Genomic DNA, 26,931 nt, shown 5'->3' on the forward strand with positions numbered 1-26,931 from the left:
AATACATCTGACCGATAACGCTGAGGGCATTCCGAGGGAGGAGTGTCCAGATGCTCACACAGCCCGTCGCCCACACCGCCGAGGGAACCCTCCGCGGCTTCCTGGACCGGGGGCTCCCGGTCTTCCGCGGCATCCCCTACGCCCGCCCGCCGGTCGGACCGCTCCGCTTCGCCGCCCCCGCCCCGCCCGAGCGCTGGGACGGCGTCCGCGAGGCCTTCGAGTTCGGCCCCGTCGTCCCCCAGTCCGGGCCGCTGCCGGCCGCGCCGACCCGGGGCACCGACTGGCTGACGCTCAACGTCTGCACCCCGGACCCGGGCGCGGCCGGACTGCCGGTGCTGGTCTGGATCCACGGCGGCGCCTTCATCTCGGGGACCTCGGGCGACCCGCTGTACGACCCGACCGAGCTGGCCCGGGCCGGGCTGGTCGTGGTGAGCGTCAACTACCGGGTGAGCGCGGAGGGTTTCGCGCTCTTCGAGGGAGCCCCGGCCAACCGCGCCTTCCTCGACCAGATCGCGGCCCTGGAATGGGTCCAGCGCAACATCGCCGGGTTCGGCGGCGACCCCGGCCGGGTGACCATCGCCGGCCAGTCGGCCGGTGCCTCGTCGGTCGCCGCGCTGCTCACGATGAGCCGGGCGCGCGGCCTGTTCCGCCGGGCCGTCGCCCACACCGTCGGGGGCAACCTCTGCACCCCCGCACTGGCCGCCGCGGTCACCGCCGCCTTGGCGATGCGGCTCGGCACGGCCCCCACCGCCGCCGCCCTCGCCGAGGTCGATCCCTGGCGCCTGGCCGCCGCGGTCACCGACCTCGGTACCGCACTGCCGGAACACCTCGCGCGCTGGGGGCGGCTCGCGCAGACCGGCGTCGCGACCGTCCCGGTGGTCGACGGCGAGGTCCTGGCCGAGGAGCCCTGGGCCGCCCTGGCCGCCGGACGCGCCACCGGAACCGAGCTGCTGGTCGGTCACACCCGCGACGAGTTCCGCCTGTTCAGCGTCCTGGCCGGCCGGCACGGCACCTTCACCGAGGAGGAGGCCCGCACCGCCCTGGCCCAGCTCGCCCCGCACCCGGACGGTCCGGACGCCTACCGCACCGCCCTTCCGGACGCCACGCCCGAGGACCTGCTCGAAGCCGTCAGCTCCGACGCCCTGTTCCGGATGCCCTCGCTCCACCTCGCCGAGGGCAACGCCGCGGCCGGCGGCAGCTCCTACCTCTTCGAACTGGCCTTCCCCGCCCCCGCCCTGGGCGGAGTGCTCGGCGCCTGCCACGGACTGGACGTCCCGCTGGCCTTCGGCACCCTGGACAGCCCGATCGGCCGGCACTTCCTCGGCGACCCGCCCGGCCCGGCGACGGTCGAGCTCTCCCGCGAGCTGCAGCAGGCCTGGATCCGGTTCGTCTCCACCGGCGACCCCGGGTGGGCCCGTTACGAGCCGGAGCGGCAGCTCACCCGGGTGTTCGACACCCGCTCGGAGACCGTCCGCTACCCCGAGCAGGCCTCCCGCGACATCTGGTCGGGGCACACCCCCACCGCCTTCGACCTCGTCTGACGAGAGCGGCGAGGACGGCCGGAGCGGCGGGAGCGGCGGACTCGGCGGAGTCAGATCGCCAGGTCCCGTCGCTCCAGCAGCCGGAAGGCCGCCAGCAAGCCGAGCAACCCCACCCCGAGCAGCACCCCCAGCGCCGCCCACGGCACCCCGCCGTGCGCGAGCACGTCCCCCGGCGCGTAGTAGTGGAACGGGCTGAGGTAGCGCAGCGGTTCCGCCGGGGACCAGGCGAGGGCGACGAAGTTGAGCGCGAAGCCGGCCGCGCCGAAGGCCACCGCCGCACCGATCACGTGCGCCCGCCGCCGGCTGAGCGCGGACACCGCCAGCACCGGCCCGGTCAGGCAGAACGCCAAGGCGCAGCCCAGCAGTCCGGCGGTGAACACCCCGCCCTCCGGGACCGCGTCGCGCAGCTTCGGCGAGACGGCCACCCCGACCGCGACGGTCAGCGTGGCGGCCGCGTTGAGCAGCACCGAGGCGGCGATCAGCGCGCCGGCCCGTTCGGCGAGCAGCCGGCGCCGGGAGAGCGGACGGGTCATCAGCAACTCGATGGTGCCGGACTCGACGTCGGCCGCGACGGCGGCGGCGCCGAGCGAGCCGATCACGGTGAGCTGGAGCGCGATCCAGAACGGGTGGGTGAGCCCGGCGCCGAGCAGCCCGGGGTAACTGGCGATGGAGACGTCGCTGTTGGAGCCGCTGAAGGCCTTGAACGCGCCGGGCGGGGTGCGGCGGGCGCCGAACAGCTCGGTGGGCGGGACGGTGCCGGCGATCACCACGATCAGCGTCTCGAAGACCACCATGCCGAGCAGCAGGGTGGTCAGCATCCGGCGCCGCCGGTGCAGGGCGAGCCAGACCAGCGGGAGGCGGCGGCTGACGGTGCCGGGGGTCATCGCGCCTCCTCCCCTTCGACGGCCTCCTGGTCGGTCGAGCGGTAGAGGTCGAGGAAGGCCTCGTCCAGGCCCGCCTCCTCCACGGTCAGGTCGGCGACCGGCAGTTCGGCCAGCAGGCCCCGTACGGCCGGGACCACCTCGTCGGGCGGCACCAGCAGCTCCACCCGCCGGCCGTCCCAGCGCGGGGACCACCGTTCGGCGGCGCCGAGCGGCCGGGCGCCCTGTCCGTCGGCGAAGACCAGGCGCACCCGACGCGCCCTCGCCCGGCGCAGCTCGGCCACCGAGCGGACGGTCACCAGCCGGCCCCGGCGGACGATGGCAACCCGGCCGCAGGTCCGCTGCACCTCGGGCAGCACGTGGCTGGAGAGCAGCACGGTGCGCCCGGCCGCGGTCTCCTCGGCGAGCAGTTCGAAGAAGGTCTCCTGGAGCAGCGGGTCCAGCCCCTCGCTGGGTTCGTCCAGCACCACCACGGCGGGCGTGTGCTGGAGCGACTGGACCAGCCCGAGCTTCTGCTTCATGCCGCGCGAGTACTCCCCCACCGGCCGGGCGAGGTCGGCCGGGGAGAGCTTCAGCCGTTCGCACAGCTCGCGCTGCCGGGGCACCGGGGCGCCCTGGAGGGCGGCGAGCAGGTCGAGCGTCTGCTGCCCGGTGAGCTCGGGGTAGAGCCGCAGTTCGCCGGGCAGGTAGCCGAGCGCGGGGGCGAGCCGCCGGTGGTCTGCCACCGGGTCCAGACCGAGCACCCGCACCCGGCCGTCGCTGGGGCCGAGCAGGCCGACTAGGCAGCGCAGGGTGGTGGTCTTGCCGGCGCCGTTGGGGCCGAGCAGTCCGAACACCTCACCGGCCTCGACCGTGACGTCCAGGTCCTCGATGCCGACCGTGGCGCCGTACCGCTTGGTGAGCGCGGTCAGTTCGATCACCGGTGCGGTTGCGTTCCCGGGCATGCCCGCCTCCTGTGGCTACCCCCTCGGATGTGTGTCGGACATCCAAGCGTGGGTGCCCCCGGCCGGTCCAGAGACACGGCCGCGCCGCTTCCGCGCGCTCACCCCTTGCACACGCCCAGTGGCACCAGGCGGGCCACCTGCCGGGCGAGCCCCGCGGCCTCGGTGACAGCGGCCACCGCGTCCACGTCCTTGTACGCCTCGGGCGTCTCCTCGGCCAGCGCCCGCATCGAGGCGGGGCGCACCGCGATGCCGCGTGCCTCCAGGTCGCCCTTGAGCCGCTCGCCGCGCACCATCCGCAGCGCCTGGTGGCGGCTCCACACCCGCCCGGCGCCGTGGCAGGCGGAACGGAAGGCCTCGTTGCCGGGCAGGCCGACCATGACGTACGAGGCGGTGCCCATCGTCCCCGGCACCAGCACCGGCTGCCCGGCCTCGGCCAGGTCGGCGGGCAGTTCGGGGTCGCCGGGCGGCAGGGCCCTGGTGGCGCCCTTGCGGTGCACGCAGAGCTTCCGCGGCGCGCCGTCCACCTCGTGGGTCTCCAGCTTGGCGAGGTTGTGCGACACGTCGTAGACCAGCTCCAGCCCGACCCCGAGCGCGGTGGCGAAGGCGCGGCGGGCAGCCTCGGAGAGCAGCTGCCGGTTGGCCCGCCCGTAGTTGGCGGCGGCGGTCATGGCGCCCAGGTAGGCGCGCCCGCGCGGGGAGTCGACCGGGGTGCAGGCGAGTTGGCGGTCCGGGAGCTCGATCCGGTAGCGGTGCAGCTCGCGGTCCATGGCGCGGACGTGGTCGGTGCAGATCTGGTGACCCAGGCCGCGCGAACCGCAGTGGATCATGACGCAGACCTGGCCCGGCCGCAGCCCGAAGGCGGCCGCCGTCTCCGGGTCGTGCACCCTGTCGACGGCCTGCACCTCCAGGAAGTGGTTGGCCGAGCCGAGGCTGCCGACCTGCTGCAGCCCGCGCTCGACGGCCCGGGTGCTCACCTCGCCGGGGGCCGCGCCCGCCAGCACGCCGCGGTCCTCGCAGCGCTCCAGGTCGCGCGGCACGCCGTGGCCGTGCTCGACGGCGTAGCGGGCGCCGCCGAGCAGCAGGTCGTCGAGTTCCTCCGGCCCGGCGAGGTGCCAGAGGCCACCGCGGCCGAGTCCGCGCGGGACGCTGTGGTCCAGCAGGTCCATCAGACGGCGGATCCGCTCGACGTCGAGTTCCTCCCGGGTGACCCCGGCGGCGAGCAACCGGACCCCGCAGGAGATGTCGAAGCCGACCCCACCGGGCGAGACCACCCCGCCCTGGTCGACGTCGGTGGCGGCGACCCCGCCGATCGGGAAGCCGTAGCCCCAGTGCACATCGGGCATCGCGTAGGAGGCGCGGACGATCCCGGGCAGCGTCGCCACGTTGGCGACCTGCTCCAGCGCCTTGTCCCCGGCGGCCTGCGGCAGCAGCGCGTCGGTCGCGAACACCACGCCCGGCACCCGCATCGGCGGTCGCGGATCGATCCGCCAGCGGCATCGGCCCGCCTCGGCCAGTGCGATCTCCACCTCGCTCACCCCGCTCCCGCAGCATGTGCCATCCGTCCACCGCGGCTAGACGTCCACCGTGGCGGCGCAGGTCCAGCCGCCCGGCCCGGCGCTCAGCTCCAGGCCGTGCAACGAGACGGCCTTCGGTACCGCGCCGACCAGCACGGCGGTGGCGACATCGGCCATCCGGAACCGGACCTCGACGCTCCGGGCGCCGTCCAGGCCCTTGATCGGCCCGAAGGCGAGCGCGACCGGCAGTTCGCCGTCGGCGTCCATCCGGTAGATGACCTCCTCCAGGACGCCCGCGAGCAGGTCCGGGTCGCTCGCCGCGAGCACGGTGCAGCCGCGCTCGCCGACGATCCGCGCACCGGACAGGTCGGCGAAGGTGCCGACGACGGCGTGCACCAGCTCGCCGATGCAGCCCTCGGCCGTCGGCGCCCATGCCTCCACCCGCAGGTCCGCCGTGTGCGGCACGCTCCGGTGGCCGCTGCCGGACCGGCCCGCGGGCTCGTGACCGTCCACGAGCGACGCCTCCCGCACCCGTTGCCGTCTTCCCTCCAGCGTCGTCCCGGGGGCGGTCCGGGGGCAAGTGCGGCCGGTCCCCGACCGTCGGGTGCGGCCGACTTCCGACCGACGGCCGCGGCTATTCCCCGGCGGACGGGTGCGGCTGGTCTCCGACCGAGGAGAGGTACGCGGCGGTCAGCCCCGGCGTGGCCAGCCAGGCGGCGTGGTCGCTCGGCTCGGCGTAGGTGTTGGCGAGCCGGCGGGCGACCTGCTCGTGCTCGGCGGCGGCCGCGAAGACGCCCTGCAGATGGTCCGGCACGGTGAGCATCGACGCCGTGAACTCCACAGTGTGGCGGGCGTGTTGCTGCCAGAACCGCTCGGCGGTGCGGCACATCCAGTCCGCCGTGAACGGCGCCGCCCCGTGCTCGACGATGGCCCGCCGGTACGCCTCCGCCGCACGGGCGGCGCCGTTGGCGCCCTGCCCGGTGATCGGGTCGTTGACCACCACGGCGTCGCCGAGGCCGAGGACGTGAACGGCGTCGACGCCCGAACCCAGCTCCGCCACCGGGCGGCGCACCGTCGGGGTCACCGCGCCCCACAGCCCGGCCCCGGCGTCGGTCGGCTCGGCCGCGCGCCAGAGCTCCGCCTCCCAGGGCAGGTACTCGGCCAACAGCTCACGGATCCGGGCCAGTTGGACGTCGGGCGGCGGGCCGTCGCCGAACGCGTCCAGCGGCCCGCCGGGCAGCGCCTCCCACAGCAGGATGTCGCAGGGGCCGGAGAGCGTCAGCGCCGGCTGCAGGTACAGCTCGCCGAGGCCGGGCAGGGCGTGCATCCGTGCCCTGGGCCCGGCGGCCGGGTCGGGCGCGCCGACGCCGTGCGCGTACAGGCAGGACAGTGCGCGCTGCGGCCGGTCGAAGGGCGAGCGGGCGGCGTGGCGCTCGAAGATCCCGGCCAGCTCGCCGCGACCGGCCGCGACCACGGTCAGCTCGTGTCCCCGGGCCAGTTCGTGCAGCCCGGCCCGGTCCAGCGAGCGGTACTCGACCCGGCCGCCGCGCTCCGCGAGCAGTTCCAGCCAGCGGGCCAGCTTGATCCGCTGGTCCACCGACTGGCCCGGCTCGTCCAGCGTCATGGTGAACTCCAGCGCCCGGGTGGCCGGCGGCGCCACGAGCACCGCGTCCACCGACGAGACCGCCGGCGCCTCGTCCGCCCACAGGTCCAGCCCGGCCGCCGCCTCGATCCGCAGCGCCGGGCCGAACATCGCCTGGGTGGACAGCACCCGACCGCCACGCACCTGCTCCGGGGTGCGCTCGGCCACCAGCGTCACCCCGTAGCCGTCGGCCACCAGCCCGAGCGCGAGCTGCAGGCCGGCCTGGCCCGCTCCGACGACGGCGATCCGGCGCATGGCGGCCTCCCGGTGGTCTGCTGACGTGGAGTCAGCAGGAACCCTAGCCCAGCGGTCAGGCCGCCGACAGGGTTCTGACGGCGGTTCCGACCTCGGCGCTAAGGGCGGTTCCGACCGTCCAGATGTGCAGTGATCAGCCGCACCACGGCGTCGACCTGGTCCGCCACGTAGAAGTGCCCGCCCGGAAGGACTCGCAGGTCGAAGCCGCCGGTGGTGTGCCGCTCCCACTGGGCGACCTGCTCGACCGTCGCATTGCCGTCGCTCTCCCCCACCAGGCCGACGATCGGCTGGGTGACGACGGCGTCCAGGGGCGCGCTGTAGGTCTCGATGGCCGTGTAGTCGGCCCGCAGCGCCGGGAGGATCAGCTCGCGCAGCGCCGGGATGGTGAGGATCTGTTCATCCGTCCCGCCGAGCCCGACGATCTCCTTGAGCATGCCGTCGTCCGACAGCTCGTGGATCCTGCTGTCCCGGGGCAGGGAGGGCGCGCGGCCCGCCGACACGAACAACCGCTCGGGCCCCGCCAGGCCGTCCCGGGCGAAGCGCCGGGTCACCTCGAAGGCGACGGCCGAGCCCATGCTGTGCCCGAAGAAGACCAGCGGCCGGTCCGCCCACGCCCGCAGCTCCCGGTAGGCCTGCTCGGCGAGCTCCGGCACCGAGTCGATCGGCGGTTCCGTGAAGCGGTTCTGCCGCCCCGGGTACTGGACCGCGAGCACGTCCGCGTACGGCGCGAGCGCGTTGGCGTGGTCCAGGTAGTAGCTGGCCGAGCCACCGGCGTGCGGGAAGATCACGACCCGGGCCGGTGCGGAGTCGGACGGGTTGAACCGGCGGAACCACGGGTTGTCGACGGCGGCGCTGCTGGGCATGCGGGGTGTGGCCTCTCTCTCCGTGACGTACTCTGCTCGCCCCAGTCTCGCAGTGCGCTCGCGACGGCGGGGGCGATTACGGTGTGTTACCCGGATCACTACCCACCCTCGGCCCTCGCCCTCGGCCCTCCTCCTCAGTCCTCCTCGGACTCCGCGGCGAACGGTTTTCCCGCTCACCCCTGACGGCGGGACAGGTATTCCACCCGGGTCAGTTCGTGGACCCGCACGACGCGGCCGTTACCCGGGGCGGTCGTCTCGCGTTCGGGCCGCAGGCCGAGTTTGGCCATGACGCGCTCGGAGGCGGAGTTGCCGACCTGGGCGATGCTGATGATCCGCTCCAGGCCGCGCCCTTCGAACCCGAACCGCAGCACCGCCGTCGCCGCCTCGGTGGCGATGCCTAGACCCCAGAACGGTCGGCCGAGCCGCCAGCCGATCTCCACGGCGGGCAGCACCTCGGGCAGGAAGGTCGGAACGGCCAGGCCCGTGAACCCGACGAGTTCACCGCTCGCCCGCCACTCCACCGCGAACAGGCCGAAGCCCTCGGCCTCCCAGTTCCTCTCGACCCGCTCGATCCACAGGCGGGTCTCCTCCGGGCTGAGGACCCGCCCGTCACGGATCCACCGCATCACCTCGGGGTCCGCGTTCACCGCGGCCATCGCCGGCACATCGCTCTCTCGCCAGCGGCGCAGGACGAGACGGGAGGTATCGATCGTCACCATCCGTCCATCCTCCCCATCCGCCACCGCGATTCAAGCCCGCTACTCAAACCCGCCACTCAAGCCCGCTACGAACCGAACCGCCTCCGCCCGCGAACGGGAGACCCCATCGAGCAGCAGCACCGACACCGCCTCCGGCGTCGGCATCGACCCGCCCACCGCGAACGCCGCCAACAGCCGCCCCAAACCCCGACGGTGCCGGGCGAACACCCGGGCCGAGGCATGCCGCCCACGCGCCCGCTGCCCGTCGAGCGCGGTGTCCGCGCCGACGTCCAACAACACCAGGTGCAGCTCACGCCCCTGCCGCCCGGCCTCCCGCGCGAGCCACCGCCGCATCCACGCCCGGCTACCGCAGTCGTGCACCAACAACGGCCCACCCCGCCGCACCGACCTGCGCAACAATCGGAAGTGCTCCACCCTCGCCCACGGCCGGTACACCCCGTACGGCAACCACCCCGGCATCACCGCCTCACAGGCCTCGTGCACCCCGCGAGGATCCACCGCCCGCACCACACCCCCGCCCCAGCGCCGCAGCAAGGTGCTCTTCCCAGCCCCCGGCAACCCCGACACCACGACCACGGCATCAGCCGGATACGCCACCACGAACCCCGCCCCACCCACCCCCCGCAGGTCCACGACTCCCCACGGCGCCACCGTCCCGTCCACCGTGCCGCCCACCACTCCCCCGTCCGCATCCGACCCGGAACCCTAACAACACCCTTCCGAACCACCGGAAGCGCGCGCTCGGAAAGCGCGCCGGGGGCAACCCCGCACGGGTTCGAATCCCGCGCCCTCCGTCTTCGCCCGTCAGGTCGAACGATGGCCCGGACCGCTCAGCGGTCCAGGCCGTCGTCGTCTCCTGGTCTCGGTTCCGATCTTCGGGCCTCGCTCGCCGCAGATCACCGGAGTCAGCGGTCTTCCCTGGCCGAATTCCCGACCCGGGACAGCAACGCATGCCGCAACACCGGGACGCCCAGCAGCCAGGCCGATCCAGCGAAGGCCAGGGCCGTGACCGCACCGCCGATCAGGACGGCGACCAGAGGATCGGAACCCGCAGTGGCCACCGCCAAGGCGGCCGCACCGGCCGCACAGACGGCGGCGGCGGTGAGGCGCCCGAGCACCGAGAGGAGAGCGGGCAGCCTTACCGGAATGCCCCGGCTGCGGAGACGGCCAAGAAGTAGAGCTGCCGTCAGGGTGATTCCTGCGGCATTGCCCGCGGCCAGGCCCGATGCGCCGAATTCGGGTGCGGTGAGGACTCCGATGGCCACTGTGACGGCGAGTCCCGCGCCCATGGCCAGCGCGGGGAACCACCCGGATCGGTCCGCACCGGCGAGCCTCGACCGGCCGCCGGAGGGACAGCGGGCCACGGGCCGAGCTGCGAAGAACGGCCGGGCCACGGCCCCCATCAGGGCCTGGCCGAGCAGTCCGAGACTGTAGATCCGCATCACGGCTGCGCAGGCAGCGGAGTCGGTGGCCGTGAAGGCACCGCGCTGAAACAGCAGCGTGACGAGCTGCGGGGCACAGACCGCCAGGAAGGCGGTCGCGGTGAGCGCGATCCCCGCGACCATCTGGAGGTCCTTCTCGGTACGGTCCCGCGCGTGCTCGACGTCGCCCTTCACCATGGCCAGCGCCACCACGGGAAGGCTGACCGTGCTGATCATCACCGCCATCGCCATCGGCATCTGGGCGACCTTCTCCGCATAGTTGAGATGCGAGATGGTGCCCGGGTTCAACGGTGACGCCAGGGCTCGCTCGATGTAGACCTGGCACTGGCGGGACAGAGCGAACACCACCACCGGCAGCATCACCTGCAGACCCGGGGCGGCCGCCGGACCGGGTCGGCGGACGGCGCTCCGCAGCCGCCCGAGGCTCAGCGTGAGCCGGCAGCAGTGTCTGCTGAAGGCGGGAAGGACGGCGGCGACCATCAGGAGCCCGCCGACGGCGGTGCCCAGGGCTGTCGCCCGGACTCCCAGGCCGTCGTGTCCCAGCGCCGTCAGGCCCACGATGCCGAGGTTGTAGGCGAGGTAAACGGTGGCGGGGGCGGTGAAGTGCTGGTGAGCGCGCAGCCCTGACGCGAGGTAACCGCTGATGCCGAAGGCCAGGACGGTCAGTGAGGTCAGCCGGGTGCAGGTAACGGCGAGGGGCGGGTCGGGCAGGCCGGGCGCGAGCAGGGCGACAAGAGAGGGCGCACCGAACGCGGTGGCGGCGGACACGGCGGCGAGCAGCAGGCACAGCTTCGGCAGGGTGGCGGCGACGAGTGCCCGGACCGGGTCGGCGACCTCTGCGGCCCCGTCCCCGACCGGGTCCGCGGTGGTCACGGAGGACCGCGAGGCGATCGCCGTGCTGAAGGCCGGCATCATCAGCAGTGGCATCGCGCTGTCGATCAACAGCGGCGCGGCGGTCTCCGGCACGGTCCAGGCCACGAGAAACGCGTCGGTGTCCTCGCTCGCGCCGAAGTAGCGGGCCAGGAGCAGGTCACGACCGAGTCCGAGCAGCGAGGCGACCAGGCTGAGAACCGCGGTCACTCCGAAGGCCCGGACCAGGGGCCGACCCTGCCGCGCGGGTTCGTCCTGCGCCGGAGTCCGCTCGGGCGGCGGCGCGGCAGTCCTGGGCACCTCGCGTGATCCCCCGGACATCAGCGCGGTGCGAGGAGCGCGCGCAGCCGCATTCTGACCCGCACCAGCCGGGGCAGGCGGGAACGCGCATGACGCACCGCGGCGGCACGCAGGCGGACCGCGCTGCCGTACACGGCGACGGAGACCCTGCCGCCGATGAGCAGGCGGTCGTTGTGAGCCTGTTCAGGCCGCCATCGCTGCTTGTACGGCTCCCTTCCGCGCAGCAGGTTGACCTCACCCCGGCCGGTGCGCACGGCATGCGCGAGGCACTCGGACAGCAACATGCCGGAGACGTCCAGCCGCTCACGTGCCTTCGGGTGCACGCCGTGCAGGTAGAGACCGGTGAAGTCCGACCCGAGGACGGTGAGATGACAGGCGATCAGCTCGCCATCCAGCCAGTACCGGTGCAGCGCGGCGCGGCCTGTCGCGGTCATGGCCGTGGCCGCGCGGGTCAGGTGAGCGGCGAACCGCTCGCGCAGATGCTCAGGGGTCACCCCGCGGCCGAGCCACTGAAGTTCGTGCAGGCGCAGCAGGTCGGCGACGGCGCCCGGCACCTCGTCCGGCGGGGTCGGACGTACCGTGACTCCCGCGGCGGCGAGCCGACGAAGTTTGGTCCGGGCCCGCTTCGCCGAAGGAGCGGGCAGCCGGGCCAGGATCTCCTCCACCGGGACGCCTGGCAGGTGCTGACAGAGTGAGTCGGGCACTCTGCGTAAGGCACCGGGCCAATGGGCCAGTAGTCGGTGGACGGCCCCCTCGGGGCGGACCTCGCGAAGATCGAGCAGGGACCACGGCCGGTGGAGCGGCAGAGCACGGACGAGGAGCGCGGCGGCCTCCTCCGCATGGCTGTCGTCCAGGAGGACGTCACCGAAGTCGCTGAGCCCGGCGCCCACCGGCACGAGCCTGGGCAGCGGGAACAGCCGGAGCATCAGCGGTGCGGCACCGACCAGCTGACCGTTCCTGCGCACCAGCACCAGACGCAGCCGGCCGGGCCGGCCGTAGGACTGCCACCAGGAATCCAGCCAGGCATGGCACTGGAACGGGGTCGCCGTGGAGCAGCGGTCCACCAGGTCGTCCCACTCTGCGGCCAGGGCGGACAGGTCGCCGTCGTGCCGATGCTCCGACACCGACCATTCCGACCCGGCGGCCGGAGTCGGCAGTGTCAGGGCCGTGAGCACTCGGCGGGGCTGAGCAGGCGGCGAGGTCGGCCGTGTCACGCGGATGTCCCATCGGTCGGAGCATCAAGGGACCCGGCCGCCCCTGCGCTCGGGCTAGGTGTGCCCTGCGGGCCGAGCACACCGGTGGCACCGGACCCATCGGCCTCGCCGAAGCGGGCGGCCACCGCCGTGCGAAGCCCACGCACCAGGTGACGGCCGCGCTTCGCCCGTAGCCGCCAGGAACCGTCGTGATCCCCGACGTAGCAGCGAGGCACGGCCCAGCGTCCGGTCAGCTCGGAATGGTCGATGCCGACCGCGTACCGGTAGCCCGCGTGCCGCACGGCCGAGACCGTTGCTCGGTCGAGGGCACCGTACGGGTAGCAGAAACCGTCCACGGGCCGACCGGTGATCCCTTCGAGGATCTCGCGGCTGGAGACGGTCTCCGCTAGCAGGGCGGCGGCGCCCAGCCCCGGCATCCGCACGTGCATGAGCCCGTGCGAGCCGATCTCCACTCCCGCATCGGCGAGTTCTCCGACCTGCTCGACAGTGAGCAGTTCCTTGCGCGGCGCACCGGCGTCCCACTCGTTGTGTCCGCCGATCCGTCCGGCCACCACGTAGACCGTGGCGCTGAAGCCATGTCGGGCGAGGACGGGCATGACGTTCCGGGCGAAGTCGGCGTAGCCGTCGTCGAAGGTGAGCCCCACCAAGGAGGCGGCCTCCCCCCGGGCGTGGGCGTGCAGGAGCTCCGTGATGCCGACACCGCGCAGCCCGCGCCCGGCCAGCCAGCTCATCTGCCGGGCGAACCGCTCGGGCATGACCGTCAGCAGGTTCGGATCCTGCTCGTATGCATCCACCGAGTGGTACATCAGGACCCAGGGCGCCTGCCGTGGAGTCACCTGCGGATCACGCACTTCTCCACTGAGCGGAGCAGAGACCATCGAGGTCATCTCCTTTCGGGTGAACGGCGGCGATGCCGGAAGACGGCCACCGGTCGCTGATGGCCGGTCAGGCGAAGGGCGGGAAAGCCATGTGCCGCGCCTGCGCTGGAACGAGGCCGTACAGCGATCGGCACCGCCGCACAACGTAGCGCGGAGCCGATCGACCACCGCACCCACGAATGCCGGGCTCACTCGTACGCCGGAGACTTTCGCCCATCCGGAGGACCGCGCAGGCTCGGGCTGCAGTGCCACACGGGGGTCGCCCTGCTCCCGAAGGGGTAGCCGTGCTCCACACACCCGTGCTCGTTCCCCGGTCACTGCGACTCGCCGCCGGCGTCCCGGGCCTCGATCGACTCAGTCGACGGTGAGCACCAACTTCCCCGTGACCCGCCCGGATTCGCCGAGTTCGTGGGCCTTGGCGGCGTCCGCCAGCGGGAAGACGGCGTCGACGTGCACCTTCAGCCTGCCGGTCTCGACCAGCTCCGTGACGGCCAGCAGCGCACGCCGGTCGGGCTCGACCAGCATGAAGCCCGAGCGGATCGAGCGCGCGGCCGCGGCCGCGGCGAGCTCGCCGGTCTCGCGGGCCGGGAGGGTGATCAACGTGCCGCCGTCCCGCAGCACCGACAGCGAGCGCTCCTGGTAGTCCCCGGCGATCGGGTCGATCACCACGTCCACGTCGGAGACCGCCGAGGCGAAGTCGACCGCCGTGTAGTCGATCACCTCGTCCGCACCCAGCCCCCGCACGAACTCGTGCTTGCCCGCGCTGGCCGTGCCGATGACGTACGCGCCGTACGCCTTGGCGATCTGCACCGCCAGGTGCCCCACGCCACCCGCCGCGGCGTGCACCAGGACCCGCTGCCCCTCGCGCAGGGCCGCCGTGTCCACCAGGGCCTGCCAGGCCGTCAGCGCGGCCAGTGGCAGGGCCGCCGCCCGCACGTGGTCGAGCCCGGCCGGCTTGGGGGCGAAGTGGCGTGCCGGGGCGGCCACGTACTGCGCGTAGCCGCCGACCATCCGCGGGAAGCCCGGCATGCCGTACACCTCGTCACCCGGCCGGAAGATCGTCACGCCGAGGCCGACGGCCTCCACCACACCCGAGACGTCCCACCCCACGACGCCGTCACCGGGGACGAACAGGGCACCGACCGACCGGGTCTTCCAGTCCACCGGGTTGACGCCGGCCGCGTGCACCCGGACCAGGATCTCCGTCGGACCGGGCACCGGCCGCTCCCGCTCCACGACCTTCAGGACCTCCGGCCCGCCCGGCTCCTCGAAGGCCACGGCCGTCATCTTCTCCGTCGTCTTCTGCGCCGTGTCCTGCGCCGTGTTCTGCGCCGTCTTCTGTGCCATTCGGAATCACTCCCCGTCTCGTTCGCGGCTGATCCACAGCCTGCCGCCGCCGATCAAGCGAAACGAGTGGCCAGATCGCCAATGAGTGAGAGAATCCGGCCATGCAGCAGGCCGTGCACCGCGTCGTCGTCCTCGCCCTCCCCGGCGTCATCCCCTTCGAACTCGGCATCCCCGCGAAGGCCTTCGGCCTCGCCCGCGACCGGGACCGCAATCGGCTCTACGAAGTGGTCACCTGCACCCCGGACGGCCGGCCGGTGCGCACCAGCGAGGACTTCTCGATCGCCGTCGAGCACGACGCGAGCGTGATCGCCACCGCGGACACCCTGATCGTGCCGGCCATCGACGACCCGGTCGGCGGCAGCGACCCGCTCCCCGAGCCGGTCGCCGCCGCACTGGCCCGGCTCCGGCCCGGCACCCGCGTGGTGTCGATCTGCACGGCCTCCTTCGTCCTCGCTGCCGCCGGACTGCTCGACGGCCGGCCCGCCACCACGCACTGGTTCCACGCCGAGCGCTTCCGCGAGCTGTACCCGCGGACCCCGCTCGACCCCGACGTGCTCTACGTGGACGACGACGACGTCCTCACCTCGGCCGGCGCCGCCGCCGGAATGGACCTGTGCCTGCACCTGATCCGCCGCGACCACGGCAGCGAGATCGTCAACCGGGTCGCCCGCCTGTGCGTCGTCCCGCCGTGGCGCGACGGCGGCCAGGCGCAGTACATCGCCCGGCCCGTCCCCGCTGCCACCGGCAGCGACACCGCCGGCGCGCGCGAGTGGGCCCTTGGGCAGCTCCACCGGCCCATCCAGCTCGCCGAGTTGGCCACCCAGGCGGGCATGAGCGTGCGCACCTTCAGCCGCCGTTTCCTCGCCGAGACCGGCCAGACCCCAGGCCAGTGGCTCACCACCCAGCGGCTCGAACTCGCCCGCGGGCTGCTGGAGTCCAGTGACCTACCGGTGGACCGGGTCGCCGAGCACGCAGGGTTCGGCAGCGCCTCCTCGCTGCGCCAGCACCTGGCCGCCACGATCGGCGTCTCACCAGCCGTGTACCGCCGCACCTTCCGGGGCCGGCACCGCGAACCGGCCGGCCGCCGCCGCGATCCGGCACGGGGCCCCGCGCCGGTGGCCACGGGGTGACACCCTCGCGACCGAGGGCGGGGACGCACCGTCCCACGAGACCGAGGCCCGCTCTTCGGGAACGTCCGCGCAAGTGTCCTGCACCATCGAACCTTGATCATTGCCACCGAACCTCGGTGATCGTTAGGTTTGCGCCATCGAAGTTGGAGTCGCATGGGGTGCCCATGCGTCGGGGGTGACGGTGGGGAACTCGCGGGTGCGTACGCGGATTCGACTGTTGGGGCGTTTGGTCGTGGCTCCTTCGAAGGCAGCGTCCGGGTTCGACGACGCCCGCTCCGGTCCTGCTGGGACGTCCGGTCCGAGCAGGTGACTGCGGGCCGGGACCAGCGACGCGCGTGCCCCCGATGCCGCAGGACGCCAGAAAGTGAGTAGACAGATGCAACCGACGTTCGTACTGGTTCACGGAGCCTTTTCGAACTCCTTCTCATTCGCACCACTCCAGGCCGAACTCGGCCTCCTCGGACACCGTTCGGTCGCCGTCGACCTGCCCGGCCATGGTTTCGAGGCGACCTACACGCGTGCCTACCAGGCGCCACAGGATCTCGAAGGGCTCGCCACGGCACCCGGCTCGATCAAGGGCGTCACGCTCGCCGACAATGCCGCGCACCTGATCGGGATCCTCGAAAGGGCCAAGCAGAACGGGCCGGTGATCCTCGTCTCCCACAGCCGCGGCGGCGTCACGGCCACCGCGGCAGCCAACGCACGGCCCGACCTGATCGACCGCATCGTTTACGTCTCGGCTTGGTGCCCTGTCGATCTCGACGTCAACGACTACTACGCCGAGCCGGAGATGGCCACAGTTGACGCCGCTTCCCTGGGCCTGGCGCCGGCCGGGAACCCGGCCGAACTCGGTCTGCTCCGCGTCAACTTCCGCACCGCGAATCAGGACGCCCTCGCGGCCTTCAAGGCGGCCTTCCTCGCTGACGGCACCGACGAGGAGTTCCTGACCTTCCTGAACACCTTCCAGCCCGACGAGAACCTGGACGTCGGCACCTCCGCCGACCGGGCGCAGGCCGAGACCTGGGGCCGCATCCCGAAGACCTACGTCCGCTTGGCCGGCGACACGAGCCTGCCGCTCGCCATACAGGACCGGCTGATCCGCGAGGGCAACGCGCTGACGCCGGACAACCCGTACGACGTCCGCACCCTTGAGGGCAGTCACCTGAAGTGGCTGGTCGACCCGGCAGCAGCGGCCCGAGTCCTGGGCGAACTCGCAGCACTGGCCGGGTAGCCGGGGGCAGGAAGAGCACGACCCGGTGGCGACGCCAAGGCCACGGCGGCCCCTGCCGCCGTGGCCGGCTCAGAGTTCGATGACACGTCGACCGGCACCGGCCTGCGACGGACTCGACGTCGTGGTCGCAGCCGCGTCTCACGAAGCCGGCGACCGCGAGGGCGCCGCTGACGTGAGTCTCGACACCTGCCGTCACCGAGCCCGACGAGCCGGGCACGCCGACTCATGACTCCTGGACGACTGACGCGCGGCCGGCGCTGAAGTCGGCGACACGGGCGGACCTCAGGGCAACTGCGCGCGAATCTCGTTCCAGGCGAGCAGGCGGGTCTTGGTCGGGCCGGCCGGGAGGAGTGGCAGCAGGGCGGCGAGGTGGGCGGTCAGGTTCTTGTGGCGGCGCAGTTCGCCGATGCGCTCGACCGGGAGATCATGCCGGCCCTCGACGAGGGCGGCCGCCTCGGAGGGGTGGAGGGCGAGAGCCGCGAGGGTGTCGGCGGCGAGCGCTTCCGGGTGCCACTCGGGTTCGTCGCCGGGGCCGAGCCGGGTGATCACCCAGGTGCGCAGCATGAACTCCTGTTGGAGTCGGCCGGCCTCGCCCCAGGGGCCGTCGCCACGCGTCCGGCGGTTGGCGGCCAGTGACAGGTGGGCCCAGCGCAGGCGGGCGGGCTCGGATTCGTCGTCCTGGTAGACGTGGAGTTGGGCGATCTGCCGGATCCGTTCCAGCTCGTGACTCCCGGTCTCCGCCCGGGCGGCGCGCTGTTCGAGTTCCGCTATCGACCCTTCGCCCACGGGCCCTCGCCTCCGCTGCCGCTCCGTTACCGATGGGACCACGAAGGACCGTAGCGCACTCGCGGTGCCGGTACCCACTAGGCTGACGCACCGTCAGACGGGAGAGTGGGCATGACAGAGGCAGGTCCGACGTACACCGGACTGGTGCTGGACGGGCTGGCGCGGGAGCCGGGGCGGGTGGCGCTGCGGTGCGGGGACGAGGCGCTGACCGGGCAGGACTGCCTGGAGGCGGTGTTCCGGACGGCCCGCGCGCTGGAGCGCGCGGGACTGGGGCGCGGGGACGGGGTGACGGTGCTGGCCGGGAACCGGCCGGAGGCGCTGTTGGTGCGGCTGGCCGCGAACCTGATCGGGTGCCGGGTGGCGATGCCGTACCCGGACAGCCCGGTCGCCGAGCTGGTGGCCCTGGCGGAGTTCGTCGAGACGACGGCGCTGGCGTTCGACCCGTCGACCTGCTCCACCGCGGCCGGCGCGATCGCGCGGGCGCTTCCGTGCGCCGGCGTGTTCGCCCTTGGCCCGACGGCGCTCGGCGTGGACCTGCCGGAGCTCGCCGCGGCCTGCTCGCCCGCGCCACTGGAGCCGCGCTACCGGCCCGATGACGTGATGGCCGTGCGGTTCACCAGTGGCACCACGGGGCGGCCGAAGGGCGTGCTGCAGCGCTTCGCGCGCCCACCGCGGCCCGCACTGCCGTCCGGGGCGTCCTTCCTGCTCTGCACTCCGCTCTGCCACGACGGCGGTACGACGGCGGACTTCGCGCTGGCGGCGGGGGGCACGGTGGTGCTGCAGGAGGGCTTCGACGCCGCCGAGGTGCTGGCGGCGATCGAGCGGTACCGGGTGTCCCGGGTGCACCTGTCGCCTCACCTGCTCCACGCGCTGCTGGACCACCCGCTGTTGGCCGCGACCGACACCGGCAGTCTGCGCCGGGTCGGCTACACCGGCTGCCCGCCCTCGCCGCGGCGGCTGGCGGAGGCGACCCGGCGGCTGGGCCGGGTGCTGCACCAGACCTACAGCCTGACGGAGTGCGGTCCGGTCTCCCGGCTGGGCCCGGACGAGCACCTCGCGCCGCGGCTGCTGACCACCGCCGGGCGTCCGTACCCGGACACCGAGGTGCGGGTCCTGGACGAGGAGGGCGCGCCGTTGCCGCCGGGCCGGACCGGGGAAATCTGCGTGCGCACCCCGACCGCGATGGCCGGCTACTGGCGCGACCCGGAGCTGACCGAGCGGGTGCTGCGGGACGGCTGGCTGCACACCGGTGACCTGGGCAGTCTGGACGCGGCCGGCTATCTGACGGTGGCCGGGCGGCGGGACCCGGTGGCGATCGTCGAGGGGCACAATGTGTTCCCCCTGGAGGTCGAGGAAACCCTGCGGATGCATCCGGACGTCCGAGAGGCGGTGATGTTCACGACCGCCGACCCGGACCGCCTGGGGCGGGTGCACGCCGCGGTGGCCCTCGCCCCGGGCGCGCGGGTGACGGCGGAGCAACTGCGCCGTTGGGTGGGCGAGCGCGGGGACCCCCGGTGCGCTCCGGACGCCGTCCTGCTCCTTCCGGCGATCCCGCTGAACGGCCTGGGCAAGCCGGACCTGCCCACGCTCCGCGCCCTGGCGGCCGAACGGACCGGACGGGCCGAAGGGCCCGGACGGACCGGACCGCCCGGACGGCCGGTCAGCGCCACAGGGGCGCGCGAGGGGGTGTGACGCGCCCAGCCAACGCTTCGAGCGCCCGCGCGGGCGACCTCTCGCGCGGTGGTCGGCGGGAAGAACCGACCGTGGGCACTCGACCGTGCGGGCCGAACTGCCGGTACATCCCCGGCGGCGTTCCCTCGCACCGTCTCCAGGAGGCACATCCTTGACCTGGCTACGCGTCCTCACCGCACTGGGCATCCTCGCTGTGGCGGCCAGTGCCGTGCTCGTCTTCGCCCGCTGCACCGCCACCTCCCGAGGGGATCGCGGCGCCGGAGCCGCGCCGCCCGACCTCCGGAGGGACGCCGAGAGCAGCGGCCTCTTCCATCGGACGGGCGAAGACTGCTGAGGCCGGGTCAGTGACCGGCGAGGTCGTCCGGCCGGACCTCGATGTGATCGGCCGCGAGGTCGACCGCCACCCGGTGCTCCATCCCGAGCGCCTCCAGGAACTTGACCGGCAGCTGGACCCGCCCGGTACGGTCCAGCATCACGTACTCGCGTTCGTTGATCGACTCCTCGCCGTGCTCGTCCGTCACGGTCCGACGCAGCACCTCGCTGCTGGTCCGCCCGTCCCGGATGGCGACCGTGCGGCGCACCTCGCCCGCGACCATCGGGTCGTGGGTGACGATGACGACGGTGGCGCCGAGTTCCCGGTTGACGGTGCGGAAGGCCTCGAAGATCACCGAGCCGGTCTCGGAGTCCAGCTCACCGGTCGGCTCGTCGGCGAGCAGCACCGGCGGGTTGTTGGCCATCGCCACCGCGATCGCGACCCGTTGCTGCTGGCCGCCGGACAGCTCGTTGGGGCGCCGGTGGGCGAGGTCCCCGATCTCCAGCGCCTCCATCAACTCGGCTACCCGGCCAGCCCGTTGCTTCGATCCCCCGGCCCCGGAGCGGCGGCCGCGCAGCTGCATCGGCAGGCCGATGTTCTCGGCGGCGGTCAGGAAGGGCAGCAGGTTGCGGGCGATCTGCTGCCAGATGAAGCCGACCACCTCGCGCCGGTAGCGCAGCCGTTCCTTGGTGGACATCTCCAGCAGGTCGCAGCCGGCCACGGTGGCGGTGCCGGCCGTCGGCACATCCAACCCGGCGAGGATGGTGAGCAGGGTGGACTTGCCGCTGCCGGAAGCGCCGACCAGGGCCACCAGGTCCCCCTGCTGGATGGTCAGTTCCAGTCCCTGCAGCGCCTGGACCTCGATCCCCTCGGCGCTGAAGATCCGCACCAACCGGTCGCAGACGATGGCCGCGCCCGCTCCGTACGCCGTGGGCGAGGCGGCGGCGAGCGCCCGCTGCCGGAGCTCCTGCAGGCTGGGGGCCTGGACGGCCGGCCGCTCCTGGGCGCTGCTGTTCACCGCTGGTCTCCTGTCTCGACGGTCTGGCTGGTCCCGGCTGTCTGCCGACTTCCGGTGGTCTCCACTGTCTCGGCCCGTGCCGCTGGTCCCGGCGTCATGACTGCTCCCCCGCCCGCAGTTCGGTGGCGATCTGGCGCCGACCGGCGACCAGCGTCTCCAGCACCACCCCGAGGCCGACCAGCACGCCCAGGCCCACCGTGGGCAGCAGCACCGGCATCAGTGTGGGGCTGATGGCGTCCCCGACCGTGGCCCCGACCAGCGTCGAGATGTCGAAGGCACCGCCCAGCAGTCCGACCGCCGTCACCGCGACCAGACCACCGCCGACGGCCGCCGCCAGGGTCTGCGGCAGCGCCTCGGCGACGATCAGCGCCAGCCCCTGCCGAGGCCGCAGGCCCATGGTGCGCAGCCGGGCGAGCACGGCCGTACGGTCGGGCGCGGCCCGGAACAGCGTCAGCAGGACCGCGAGCAGGGCGAACCCGGCGCCGGCGGCGGCCGCGTACCAGAACAGCCGTCCGGCGGCGTGCTGCAGCGGGTCGTCGGCGAGCGCGGCGCTGGTCTCCCGGCTGCTGTGCACCGTGTATCCCGCGGGCAGGCCGTGGGTGGCCTTGCCGGCGGTCGCGGCGTTGTCCGCGATCAGCTTGGCCATACCTACCGGCTGGGCCCCGCCGTTCTCCCGCAGGGCCGTCCTGACCCCTTCGGGGTCGACATCGCCGACGGCGAACCACTCGTTCACCCGCTTGGCGTCCGGCAGTCGCTCCCAGGCCGGGCCGGCGGGAACGACGACGAACGGCTTGCCCGGGTCCGGCAACGCGGGGGTGGCGCCGACGGTCCCGGCGACGGTGAGGCGCAGGTCATTGCCGTTGGGCGTGCGCACCTGGGACGACCCTGCGGCCAGGCGCTTGGCCAGGTCACGGCTGACCAGGGCGGGCACCGGGGTGTCCCGGCCGCCGGACGTCCCGGCCAGCTTCTCCGGTTCGAACTCGCCGACCCCGAGGGTCCGGGCGATCTCGGCGTACGCCGCCGGATCGACCACCATCACCAGGTAGGCCTCGGTGTAGGTCTGGTCGGCACCGACGATCCGGGTCTTGGGCTCGACCCAGACCGCGGTCGAGGCCCGGACGCCCGGCAGCTCGCCGGCGGCCTTGGTGAACGAATCGGTCAGGGTGGCGTAGCCCGGGAGGGAGACGCCGATGTCCCCGCCCGTGGCGATGCGCGCGGCGCGGGTCCGCACGTGATCGACGGTGTCGAGCACGGTGGCGCCGAAGCCGGTTGTGGTGACGGCGATCAGCAAGGCGAGCAGCGGCAGCGCGGAGGGCCTGCGGCGTCCCGAGCTGTCGCGGGCGGCCCGGGCCAGGCCGAGGAAGCCGGTCAGGCCACGGCCCCGGCCGGCGAGGGCGGCCAGCCAGCCGACCACCACCGGCTCGATCCGGGCCAGCAACAACCCGCCGGTGACGGCGAGCAGGAGCGGGGCGGCGACCAGCAGCGGATCCAGCCCGGCGCCGGTGCCGACGCCCCGGCGCCGGACCTCCGCCACGGCCGCGACGGTGACCGCCAGGACGGCGAGTTCGCCGACCAGTCGGCGTCGGCCGCCGGCCGCCCGCCCGCGCGCCCACAGCCGAGCCGCGCGGGCCGGGAAGGCCAGCAGGGCGATCAGCGTCGCGACCAGGGCCGCCAGCACCGAACGGTCCCACCGGGGGGCGGGCAGCAGCACCAGGGCGAGGGCTGTTCCGAGTACGGCGGCCGGCAGGACGGTGACCGCACCCTCGCCGATCAGCCGTCGCAGCACCCCGGCGAGGGAACCGCCGCGGGCCCGGAGCAGCCGGATCTCGGCGGTGCGCCGGTCGGTGGTGAGGGCGGCGGCCAGGAACAGCACCACGGTGGCCACGCCCGCCACGCCGGCCGGACCGATCGCGCTGAGCGGCAGCGAGGCCCGGTAGCGCTCGTCCGCCCGGGTGAGGATGTCGGGCAGGTTCGAGCTGGTGTGCAGGTCGGCGCGCCCGGTCGAGCGGGCCAGGGCGGTGGCGTCGCGGCCGGTCAGGAAGGAGCTGATGACGCTGCGGGTGCGGTCGAGCTGGTCGGCGCGCAGCGAGGCTGGGTCGACGGGCAGTCGCCAGAAGTTCTCGCCGCCCGAGCCCCAGCGTGCCATCGCGGGCAGGCTGCCGCCGTCGACGAATCCGCTGGTCATCCAGCGCTCGTGCCCGGGGGTGGTGTCCAGGCAGGCGCGGGCCGGGCAGCCGAGGTTGTCCCAGAACGGATCCAGCGGGTCGTTGAGCTGGTAGAAACCGACCACCACGGTGGACCGCCTGGCCCCCGAGCCCTCGACGCCGTTGTCGATGACGTCACCGAGCTTGATGTGGATGGTCTCGGCGCCCTTCTTGCTGATCACGATCGGCAGCGGACCGCCGACGTCGCCGGGGGTCGGCCAGGTGCCGTCGGTGAGGGTGGCCCGGGCGGCCAGATCGTGCAGGTAGAGCAGGCCGAGGGCCGGGTCGGTCCACTTTTCCGCGAAACGGACGTACTCCGGATTGCCCATGCCGCGGTCGCCCAGGGCGCGGGCGCCGTAGGCCTCGCCCGACCGGGCCAGCGTGAGCTCTCGGCCGACCGTCTCGATCAGGTTCTGCTGCACCCGGTCGAGCTTGACCGCTTCGTCGTCGTCGAGGACCTTGGAGGTGGTCTGCAGGCTGGTCGAGTTGAGACCTTTCTGACTGACGTAGTCCTGGAGCGCCGCGTCCGCGCCCCGGTCCGCGATGCGGGGGAAGGCCGCCGCCAGGAAGACGGTGACGAACGCGAGGGCCGCCATGAGCAGCGCGGCCGGCGGGTTCGCTCGCAGCCTGGTGCGGACCCAGCGCGCGGGGCGGTGGGCGGTGTCGGGGGTGGGCACACGGGTGCCGGCCTGGGTGGTCACATCTCCTCCACGTGGCGCAGCCGGTTGGCCACGTCTCGACGGCGGCGTCCGATGAGGAAGGCCGACAGCAGCGGGGCGACAGCGATCGCGGCCGCGAACAGCAGGGCCTGGCCGACGGGCAGGTCGATCAGGGCCTCGGGTATCGGTGGGCGGGCGGCGGGCGTCAGGACGACGAACGGGACGATCAGGTGGACGAGCAGGGCGCCGAGGGCGAGCCCGACGGTCCCGGCGAGTCCGACCAGCAGCGCCTGTTCGGCCGCGACGGTGCGGGTCACCTGCTTGCGCGGCGCGCCCAGGGCGAGCAGCAGCGCGGAGTCCCGGGCGCGCTCGTGGGCGGAGCCGGCCACGGCGGCGACGAAGCCGATCGCGGCGAGCACGGCGGTGACGAGCGCGATGGCCATCAGCGCGTTCTGCGGGGCGGCGCCCACCGGGTCGCTGAGCATTCCTTCGGAGACCTCGTCGTAGAGCTGGACGTCCTGGGAGCCGGGGGCGGCTCGCAGGGCGGCGGCCAGCTCGGCCGGAGCGCGGTCGCCCGGCCCGGTGGCCGGCAGCCACCACTCGGCGTGGCTGGGCAGGGTTCGCCCCTGGGCGGCCAGCAGCCGCGCGGTGGTGGCCAGGTCGACGACCAGTGCGTTGCGACCGGTCGCCGGCACGGCCTGGACCATCCCGGTGATCTTGACCTGGACGACGGCCCCGGCGAACGGCACCCGGAGGACGTCGCCGACCGAGCCGCCGACGAGCTTCAGGTAGTCCTGGGTGGCGACGCCGGTCACGACGCTCGGCGCCTCCACGCCCGCGATGCCGAGGACGGCCCGCAGGGAGACCTTCGCTGAGGCGTAGTCGACGGTGAACAGCCGCCCGGCGTCGGCCGGTTCGGGCCGTACGGTGACCGGCGGCGCGGCCCCGCTCTGGAGTGCCGGTCCGTCGACCACGTCCCCCTTCCAGGAGAGGCCGGCCGGCACCGGAACGTCGGTCGCGGGCCCGTCCGCGCTGTCCGAGACGGCCAGCCGACCGACGGTCACCTCACCCACGACCCGGTCGCTGAAGGAGACGGTCGCCCCGACCAGGGTCAGCGGTGCGGCGACGGAACCCATCGGGGCGTCGACCAGCGTGCTCAGCGGGGCCGAGGCGCGCTGCTCGCCGCTGACCGGGAGGTCGGCGAACGGGGCCTTGTGGACGTAACCGAAGCGGTCCCGTAGCAGCAGCGTCACCTCCGGCGGGGACGGGACCGGCGGGTGCAGGCTGTTGTTGTCGAACACCTGCCGGATGGCCAGGTCGGCGTCGATCCGCAGCGGGCGGCCGGGCAGCGTGACGCCGGCCTTCGCGCCGGTCGGTGCCGGCTGGGCGAGCGTGCCGAACACCTTCGCCCGGTCGACCCCGCCGAGCAGGTCGTCGCGGTACGGGACGCGGTCGGCGAGGGCGGCGGAATCCACCGCGAGCACCTGCCCGTTGCCGTTCGACAGCGCCTGGTCCTCGCGGTCCACCGGGATCAGCCGGTCGCCGCCGGGCAGTGCGCCGAAGTGGCCCCCCTGGCCCATCAGCGCGGTGTGCGAGGCGGAGATGCGCAGGCCGCCGGCCGTGCTGAAGGACGCCTGGTCGTACTGGGAGACGGTCCAGGTGGCGTGCTGGCCGAGCGCGAGCACGCCGGTGGCCACGGTCATCACCAGCAGCAGCACGGGCCCGGTGGCCCGGGCGGGCTGACGGGCGAGCTGCCAGCCGACCATGGCCGGGCCGAGGCCGCTGCCCCGGGCGGCGACCCGGGCGCCCAGCCGGGCGACCAGTGGCAGCAGCCGCAGCACCACCAGGGTGCCCGCGCACAGCGCCAGGGTGGGGGTGGCGACCAGCAACGGGTCGACACCGAGCCGGCCGGAGGAGTCGGTGGACAGTCCGCCGCCGTACTGGTCGAGCTGCTGGTAGGCGAGCACGGCCAGGGCCAGTACGGCGAGATCGCCGCCGTTGCGGGCGATGCCTGAGACCACCGCCTGGCGGCGGCCGGCCTTGCGGCGCAGTGCGGCACCGGCGCCGCGCAGCAGGCTGGGCACGCTGGCCAGCGCGATGCACAGGAGGGTGCAGACCACGGCCACCGGCCAGAGCGTCCAGCTCAGTCGGGTGTCGAGGACCGCCTGGTGGGAGCGGCCGAGGCCGGCCAGGACGCGGACCAGGAAGGGGGTGAGTAGGGGCGCGAACGCCGCCGCCGGGATGGCGAGCAGCACCAGCTCCAGGGCGGTGAAGCCGCCGAGTCGGACGCCGGAGGCGCCGCGGGCGGCGAGCAGCTCGTTCTCCCGCTCCTGGCGGGCTGAGATCAGCCGGACGACCAGCAGCAGGGCCGCCGCCGCGAGGACGGCGAGTTGGAGGGCGCCGATCAGCAGGGTGGACCGGGCGACCATCAGGCTGGCCGACAACTCACTCATGACGTCCGGAAGTTCCGTCACAGCAGCGAGTGACGCGGCCTTCTGCAGGTCCTCGCCCAGGCCCTTGGCACGGTCGCCGATGGCCTCGGCCGTGTCCTGGTCGACGCCCGCGAAGTCGGCGTCGAGCAGCCAGCCGCGGCTGCTCTGCGGCAGGCCGCCCGCGGTGAAGGCACTCTGGTCGACCATCATCGGGCCGAAGGTGGTGAAACCGCCGACCTCGACCTCGTGGCCGCCGACCGGGTCGATCCGCCAGTACGGGTCGGAGGGGTCGGTGGCCCGGTAGGCGCCGGTGACCCGGACTGTCAGCGGCTTGCCGCCGAGCCGGTCGGTGAGCTGGACATCGGCGGGCAGCGCCTGTTCGCCGATGCCCAGCCGGGTCAGCGTGCTCTGCGGCACGGCGACCTGCGGGGCGGTGGACTGGACCGGCCCGGCGGCGACTCCCGGCCAGGCGCCGGCGACCAGGCGGGCCCGGCCGCGGTCGACGTCGGCGAGGACCGTCAGGTCGACCTTGGCGTTGGCCGCCGACCGGTCGGCTGAAGCGGCATCACCGGTCGCACCTGCCGCACCCGCTGTGGCTCCGGCGCCCGGCAGGCCGTAGGAGCGACTGCGCAGCAGGCTGTCGGTGCGCACGGGCAGGCTGCCGAAGAGCTTCTGCCGGTAGGCGGCGAGCGCCTCCTCGTCCTTGGTCCGCTGGTCCAGCCCGTGTTCGGCGGTCACCACCACCGTGGTCCGGGCATGGCCGGGTCCTTGGAGCGCCTGCCGCAGGCCGGCCTGGCCGACACCGCTGTTGAAGGTCACCAAGGCAGTCAGGACCGCCGTGGTGATCAGCACCGTCAACAGGACGGCAGCAGCCAGCGGCAGTCGCCCGCGCAGTCTGCGCACGACGAAGCCGAGCATGGAATTCCTCCCCCGGTCGCGTCCCCAGTCGCACCCTGGCCCCACCCGTCGGTCCGATCCGGGCACAAGACGGCCACAGATGGACACCCCACGGGCACACCGGCGCAGTGATCACCGGCAATTGATCGCCGGATAGCG

21 protein-coding genes are annotated in these 26,931 nt (G+C 73.6%); 5 read left to right on the plus strand and 16 right to left on the minus strand.

Going from position 1 to position 26,931, the window contains the following annotated elements:
* Positions 1-50: 50 nt before the first annotated feature.
* A complete protein-coding gene (locus ACIRYZ_RS13230; protein ID WP_402943006.1) occupies positions 51-1,541 on the plus strand; it encodes a carboxylesterase/lipase family protein in 1,491 nt (496 codons plus the stop codon).
* Between the two features lie 50 nt (positions 1,542-1,591).
* On the opposite strand, the gene ACIRYZ_RS13235 is transcribed toward ACIRYZ_RS13230, so the two are convergent.
* The 12 genes from ACIRYZ_RS13235 to ACIRYZ_RS13290 all read right to left on the minus strand — a co-directional run bounded on the left by ACIRYZ_RS13235 (position 1,592) and on the right by ACIRYZ_RS13290 (position 14,410).
* Positions 1,592-2,425 carry an ABC transporter permease subunit gene (locus tag ACIRYZ_RS13235; protein WP_402943009.1) on the minus strand — a complete coding sequence of 278 codons (834 nt, stop codon included), beginning with the start codon at positions 2,423-2,425 and terminating at the stop codon, positions 1,592-1,594.
* The gene (locus ACIRYZ_RS13240) at positions 2,422-3,366 is read right to left on the minus strand and encodes an ABC transporter ATP-binding protein (RefSeq protein WP_402943011.1); all 945 of its coding nucleotides are present in this window, start codon (positions 3,364-3,366) and stop codon (positions 2,422-2,424) included. The genes ACIRYZ_RS13235 and ACIRYZ_RS13240 overlap by 4 nt, the downstream gene beginning before the upstream one ends.
* A gap of 98 nt (positions 3,367-3,464) precedes the next feature.
* Complete coding sequence (locus tag ACIRYZ_RS13245; protein WP_387616670.1) at positions 3,465-4,901, minus strand: RtcB family protein; 1,437 nt, start codon at positions 4,899-4,901, stop codon at positions 3,465-3,467.
* 36 nt (positions 4,902-4,937) lie between these two features.
* Positions 4,938-5,393, minus strand: a complete 456-nt coding sequence (locus ACIRYZ_RS13250; RefSeq protein ID WP_402943013.1) for an archease — start codon at positions 5,391-5,393, stop codon at positions 4,938-4,940.
* Positions 5,394-5,514: 121 nt separating this feature from the next.
* Positions 5,515-6,777: a styrene monooxygenase/indole monooxygenase family protein gene (locus ACIRYZ_RS13255; protein WP_402943015.1), complete on the minus strand. Its 1,263-nt coding sequence runs from the start codon at positions 6,775-6,777 to the stop codon at positions 5,515-5,517.
* A 98-nt stretch (positions 6,778-6,875) separates the two neighbouring features.
* Complete coding sequence (locus ACIRYZ_RS13260; protein WP_402943017.1) at positions 6,876-7,640, minus strand: thioesterase II family protein; 765 nt, start codon at positions 7,638-7,640, stop codon at positions 6,876-6,878.
* Positions 7,641-7,813: 173 nt separating this feature from the next.
* The gene (locus ACIRYZ_RS13265; RefSeq protein ID WP_402943019.1) at positions 7,814-8,359 is read right to left on the minus strand and encodes a GNAT family N-acetyltransferase; all 546 of its coding nucleotides are present in this window, start codon (positions 8,357-8,359) and stop codon (positions 7,814-7,816) included.
* Between the two features lie 39 nt (positions 8,360-8,398).
* Positions 8,399-9,034, minus strand: coding sequence for an AAA family ATPase (locus tag ACIRYZ_RS13270; RefSeq protein ID WP_402943021.1), 636 nt, complete (start codon positions 9,032-9,034; stop codon positions 8,399-8,401).
* A gap of 230 nt (positions 9,035-9,264) precedes the next feature.
* Positions 9,265-10,971, minus strand: a complete 1,707-nt coding sequence (gene murJ, locus ACIRYZ_RS13275) for a murein biosynthesis integral membrane protein MurJ (protein ID WP_402943023.1) — start codon at positions 10,969-10,971, stop codon at positions 9,265-9,267.
* A 20-nt stretch (positions 10,972-10,991) separates the two neighbouring features.
* Positions 10,992-12,095 carry a GNAT family N-acetyltransferase gene (locus tag ACIRYZ_RS13280; RefSeq protein WP_402943025.1) on the minus strand — a complete coding sequence of 368 codons (1,104 nt, stop codon included), beginning with the start codon at positions 12,093-12,095 and terminating at the stop codon, positions 10,992-10,994.
* Positions 12,096-12,181: 86 nt separating this feature from the next.
* The gene (locus ACIRYZ_RS13285) at positions 12,182-13,063 is read right to left on the minus strand and encodes a polysaccharide deacetylase family protein (protein ID WP_402943026.1); all 882 of its coding nucleotides are present in this window, start codon (positions 13,061-13,063) and stop codon (positions 12,182-12,184) included.
* A gap of 354 nt (positions 13,064-13,417) precedes the next feature.
* Positions 13,418-14,410 (minus strand): NADP-dependent oxidoreductase, encoded by a 993-nt coding sequence (locus ACIRYZ_RS13290; protein WP_402943028.1) that lies wholly within the window; start codon positions 14,408-14,410, stop codon positions 13,418-13,420.
* 101 nt (positions 14,411-14,511) lie between these two features.
* Here ACIRYZ_RS13290 and ACIRYZ_RS13295 point away from each other — a divergent pair, with 101 nt between their 5' ends.
* Positions 14,512-15,540 (plus strand): GlxA family transcriptional regulator, encoded by a 1,029-nt coding sequence (locus ACIRYZ_RS13295; RefSeq protein WP_402943030.1) that lies wholly within the window; start codon positions 14,512-14,514, stop codon positions 15,538-15,540.
* A gap of 376 nt (positions 15,541-15,916) precedes the next feature.
* Complete coding sequence (locus ACIRYZ_RS13300; RefSeq protein WP_402943032.1) at positions 15,917-16,771, plus strand: alpha/beta hydrolase; 855 nt, start codon at positions 15,917-15,919, stop codon at positions 16,769-16,771.
* Between the two features lie 282 nt (positions 16,772-17,053).
* Here ACIRYZ_RS13300 and ACIRYZ_RS13305 read toward each other — a convergent pair whose 3' ends face one another.
* Positions 17,054-17,557 carry a hypothetical protein gene (locus ACIRYZ_RS13305; protein WP_402943034.1) on the minus strand — a complete coding sequence of 168 codons (504 nt, stop codon included), beginning with the start codon at positions 17,555-17,557 and terminating at the stop codon, positions 17,054-17,056.
* Between the two features lie 111 nt (positions 17,558-17,668).
* Here ACIRYZ_RS13305 and ACIRYZ_RS13310 point away from each other — a divergent pair, with 111 nt between their 5' ends.
* A complete protein-coding gene (locus tag ACIRYZ_RS13310) occupies positions 17,669-19,249 on the plus strand; it encodes an AMP-binding protein (RefSeq protein ID WP_402943035.1) in 1,581 nt (526 codons plus the stop codon).
* A 151-nt stretch (positions 19,250-19,400) separates the two neighbouring features.
* On the plus strand, positions 19,401-19,583 hold the full coding sequence (locus tag ACIRYZ_RS13315) for a hypothetical protein (protein ID WP_402943037.1): 183 nt from the start codon (positions 19,401-19,403) through the stop codon (positions 19,581-19,583).
* A 7-nt stretch (positions 19,584-19,590) separates the two neighbouring features.
* On the opposite strand, the gene ACIRYZ_RS13320 is transcribed toward ACIRYZ_RS13315, so the two are convergent.
* The 3 genes from ACIRYZ_RS13320 to ACIRYZ_RS13330 all read right to left on the minus strand — a co-directional run bounded on the left by ACIRYZ_RS13320 (position 19,591) and on the right by ACIRYZ_RS13330 (position 26,793).
* Positions 19,591-20,580 (minus strand): ABC transporter ATP-binding protein, encoded by a 990-nt coding sequence (locus ACIRYZ_RS13320; protein WP_402943039.1) that lies wholly within the window; start codon positions 20,578-20,580, stop codon positions 19,591-19,593.
* A 94-nt stretch (positions 20,581-20,674) separates the two neighbouring features.
* Positions 20,675-23,485 carry a hypothetical protein gene (locus ACIRYZ_RS13325; protein ID WP_402943041.1) on the minus strand — a complete coding sequence of 937 codons (2,811 nt, stop codon included), beginning with the start codon at positions 23,483-23,485 and terminating at the stop codon, positions 20,675-20,677.
* Positions 23,482-26,793, minus strand: a complete 3,312-nt coding sequence (locus ACIRYZ_RS13330) for an ABC transporter permease (RefSeq protein ID WP_402943043.1) — start codon at positions 26,791-26,793, stop codon at positions 23,482-23,484. Before ACIRYZ_RS13330 ends, ACIRYZ_RS13325 begins: the two co-directional genes overlap by 4 nt.
* Positions 26,794-26,931: the final 138 nt, after the last annotated feature.

The organism is Kitasatospora sp. NPDC101155, from assembly GCF_044768305.1.
Classification (GTDB): domain Bacteria; phylum Actinomycetota; class Actinomycetes; order Streptomycetales; family Streptomycetaceae; genus Kitasatospora.

What these genes read in the sequence shown, in the direction of transcription:
- ACIRYZ_RS13230 (WP_402943006.1), top strand. Translation starts at nt 51, where the DNA reads ATGCTCACACAGCCCGTCGCCCACACCGCCGAGGGAACCCTCCGCGGC.
- ACIRYZ_RS13235 (WP_402943009.1), bottom strand. Translation starts at nt 2,425, where the DNA reads ATGACCCCCGGCACCGTCAGCCGCCGCCTCCCGCTGGTCTGGCTCGCC.
- ACIRYZ_RS13240 (WP_402943011.1), bottom strand. Translation starts at nt 3,366, where the DNA reads ATGCCCGGGAACGCAACCGCACCGGTGATCGAACTGACCGCGCTCACC.
- ACIRYZ_RS13255 (WP_402943015.1), bottom strand. Translation starts at nt 6,777, where the DNA reads ATGCGCCGGATCGCCGTCGTCGGAGCGGGCCAGGCCGGCCTGCAGCTC.
- ACIRYZ_RS13260 (WP_402943017.1), bottom strand. Translation starts at nt 7,640, where the DNA reads ATGCCCAGCAGCGCCGCCGTCGACAACCCGTGGTTCCGCCGGTTCAAC.
- ACIRYZ_RS13265 (WP_402943019.1), bottom strand. Translation starts at nt 8,359, where the DNA reads ATGGTGACGATCGATACCTCCCGTCTCGTCCTGCGCCGCTGGCGAGAG.
- ACIRYZ_RS13285 (WP_402943026.1), bottom strand. Translation starts at nt 13,063, where the DNA reads ATGGTCTCTGCTCCGCTCAGTGGAGAAGTGCGTGATCCGCAGGTGACT.
- ACIRYZ_RS13290 (WP_402943028.1), bottom strand. Translation starts at nt 14,410, where the DNA reads ATGGCACAGAAGACGGCGCAGAACACGGCGCAGGACACGGCGCAGAAG.
- ACIRYZ_RS13295 (WP_402943030.1), top strand. Translation starts at nt 14,512, where the DNA reads ATGCAGCAGGCCGTGCACCGCGTCGTCGTCCTCGCCCTCCCCGGCGTC.
- ACIRYZ_RS13300 (WP_402943032.1), top strand. Translation starts at nt 15,917, where the DNA reads ATGCAACCGACGTTCGTACTGGTTCACGGAGCCTTTTCGAACTCCTTC.
- ACIRYZ_RS13310 (WP_402943035.1), top strand. Translation starts at nt 17,669, where the DNA reads ATGACAGAGGCAGGTCCGACGTACACCGGACTGGTGCTGGACGGGCTG.
- ACIRYZ_RS13330 (WP_402943043.1), bottom strand. Translation starts at nt 26,793, where the DNA reads ATGCTCGGCTTCGTCGTGCGCAGACTGCGCGGGCGACTGCCGCTGGCT.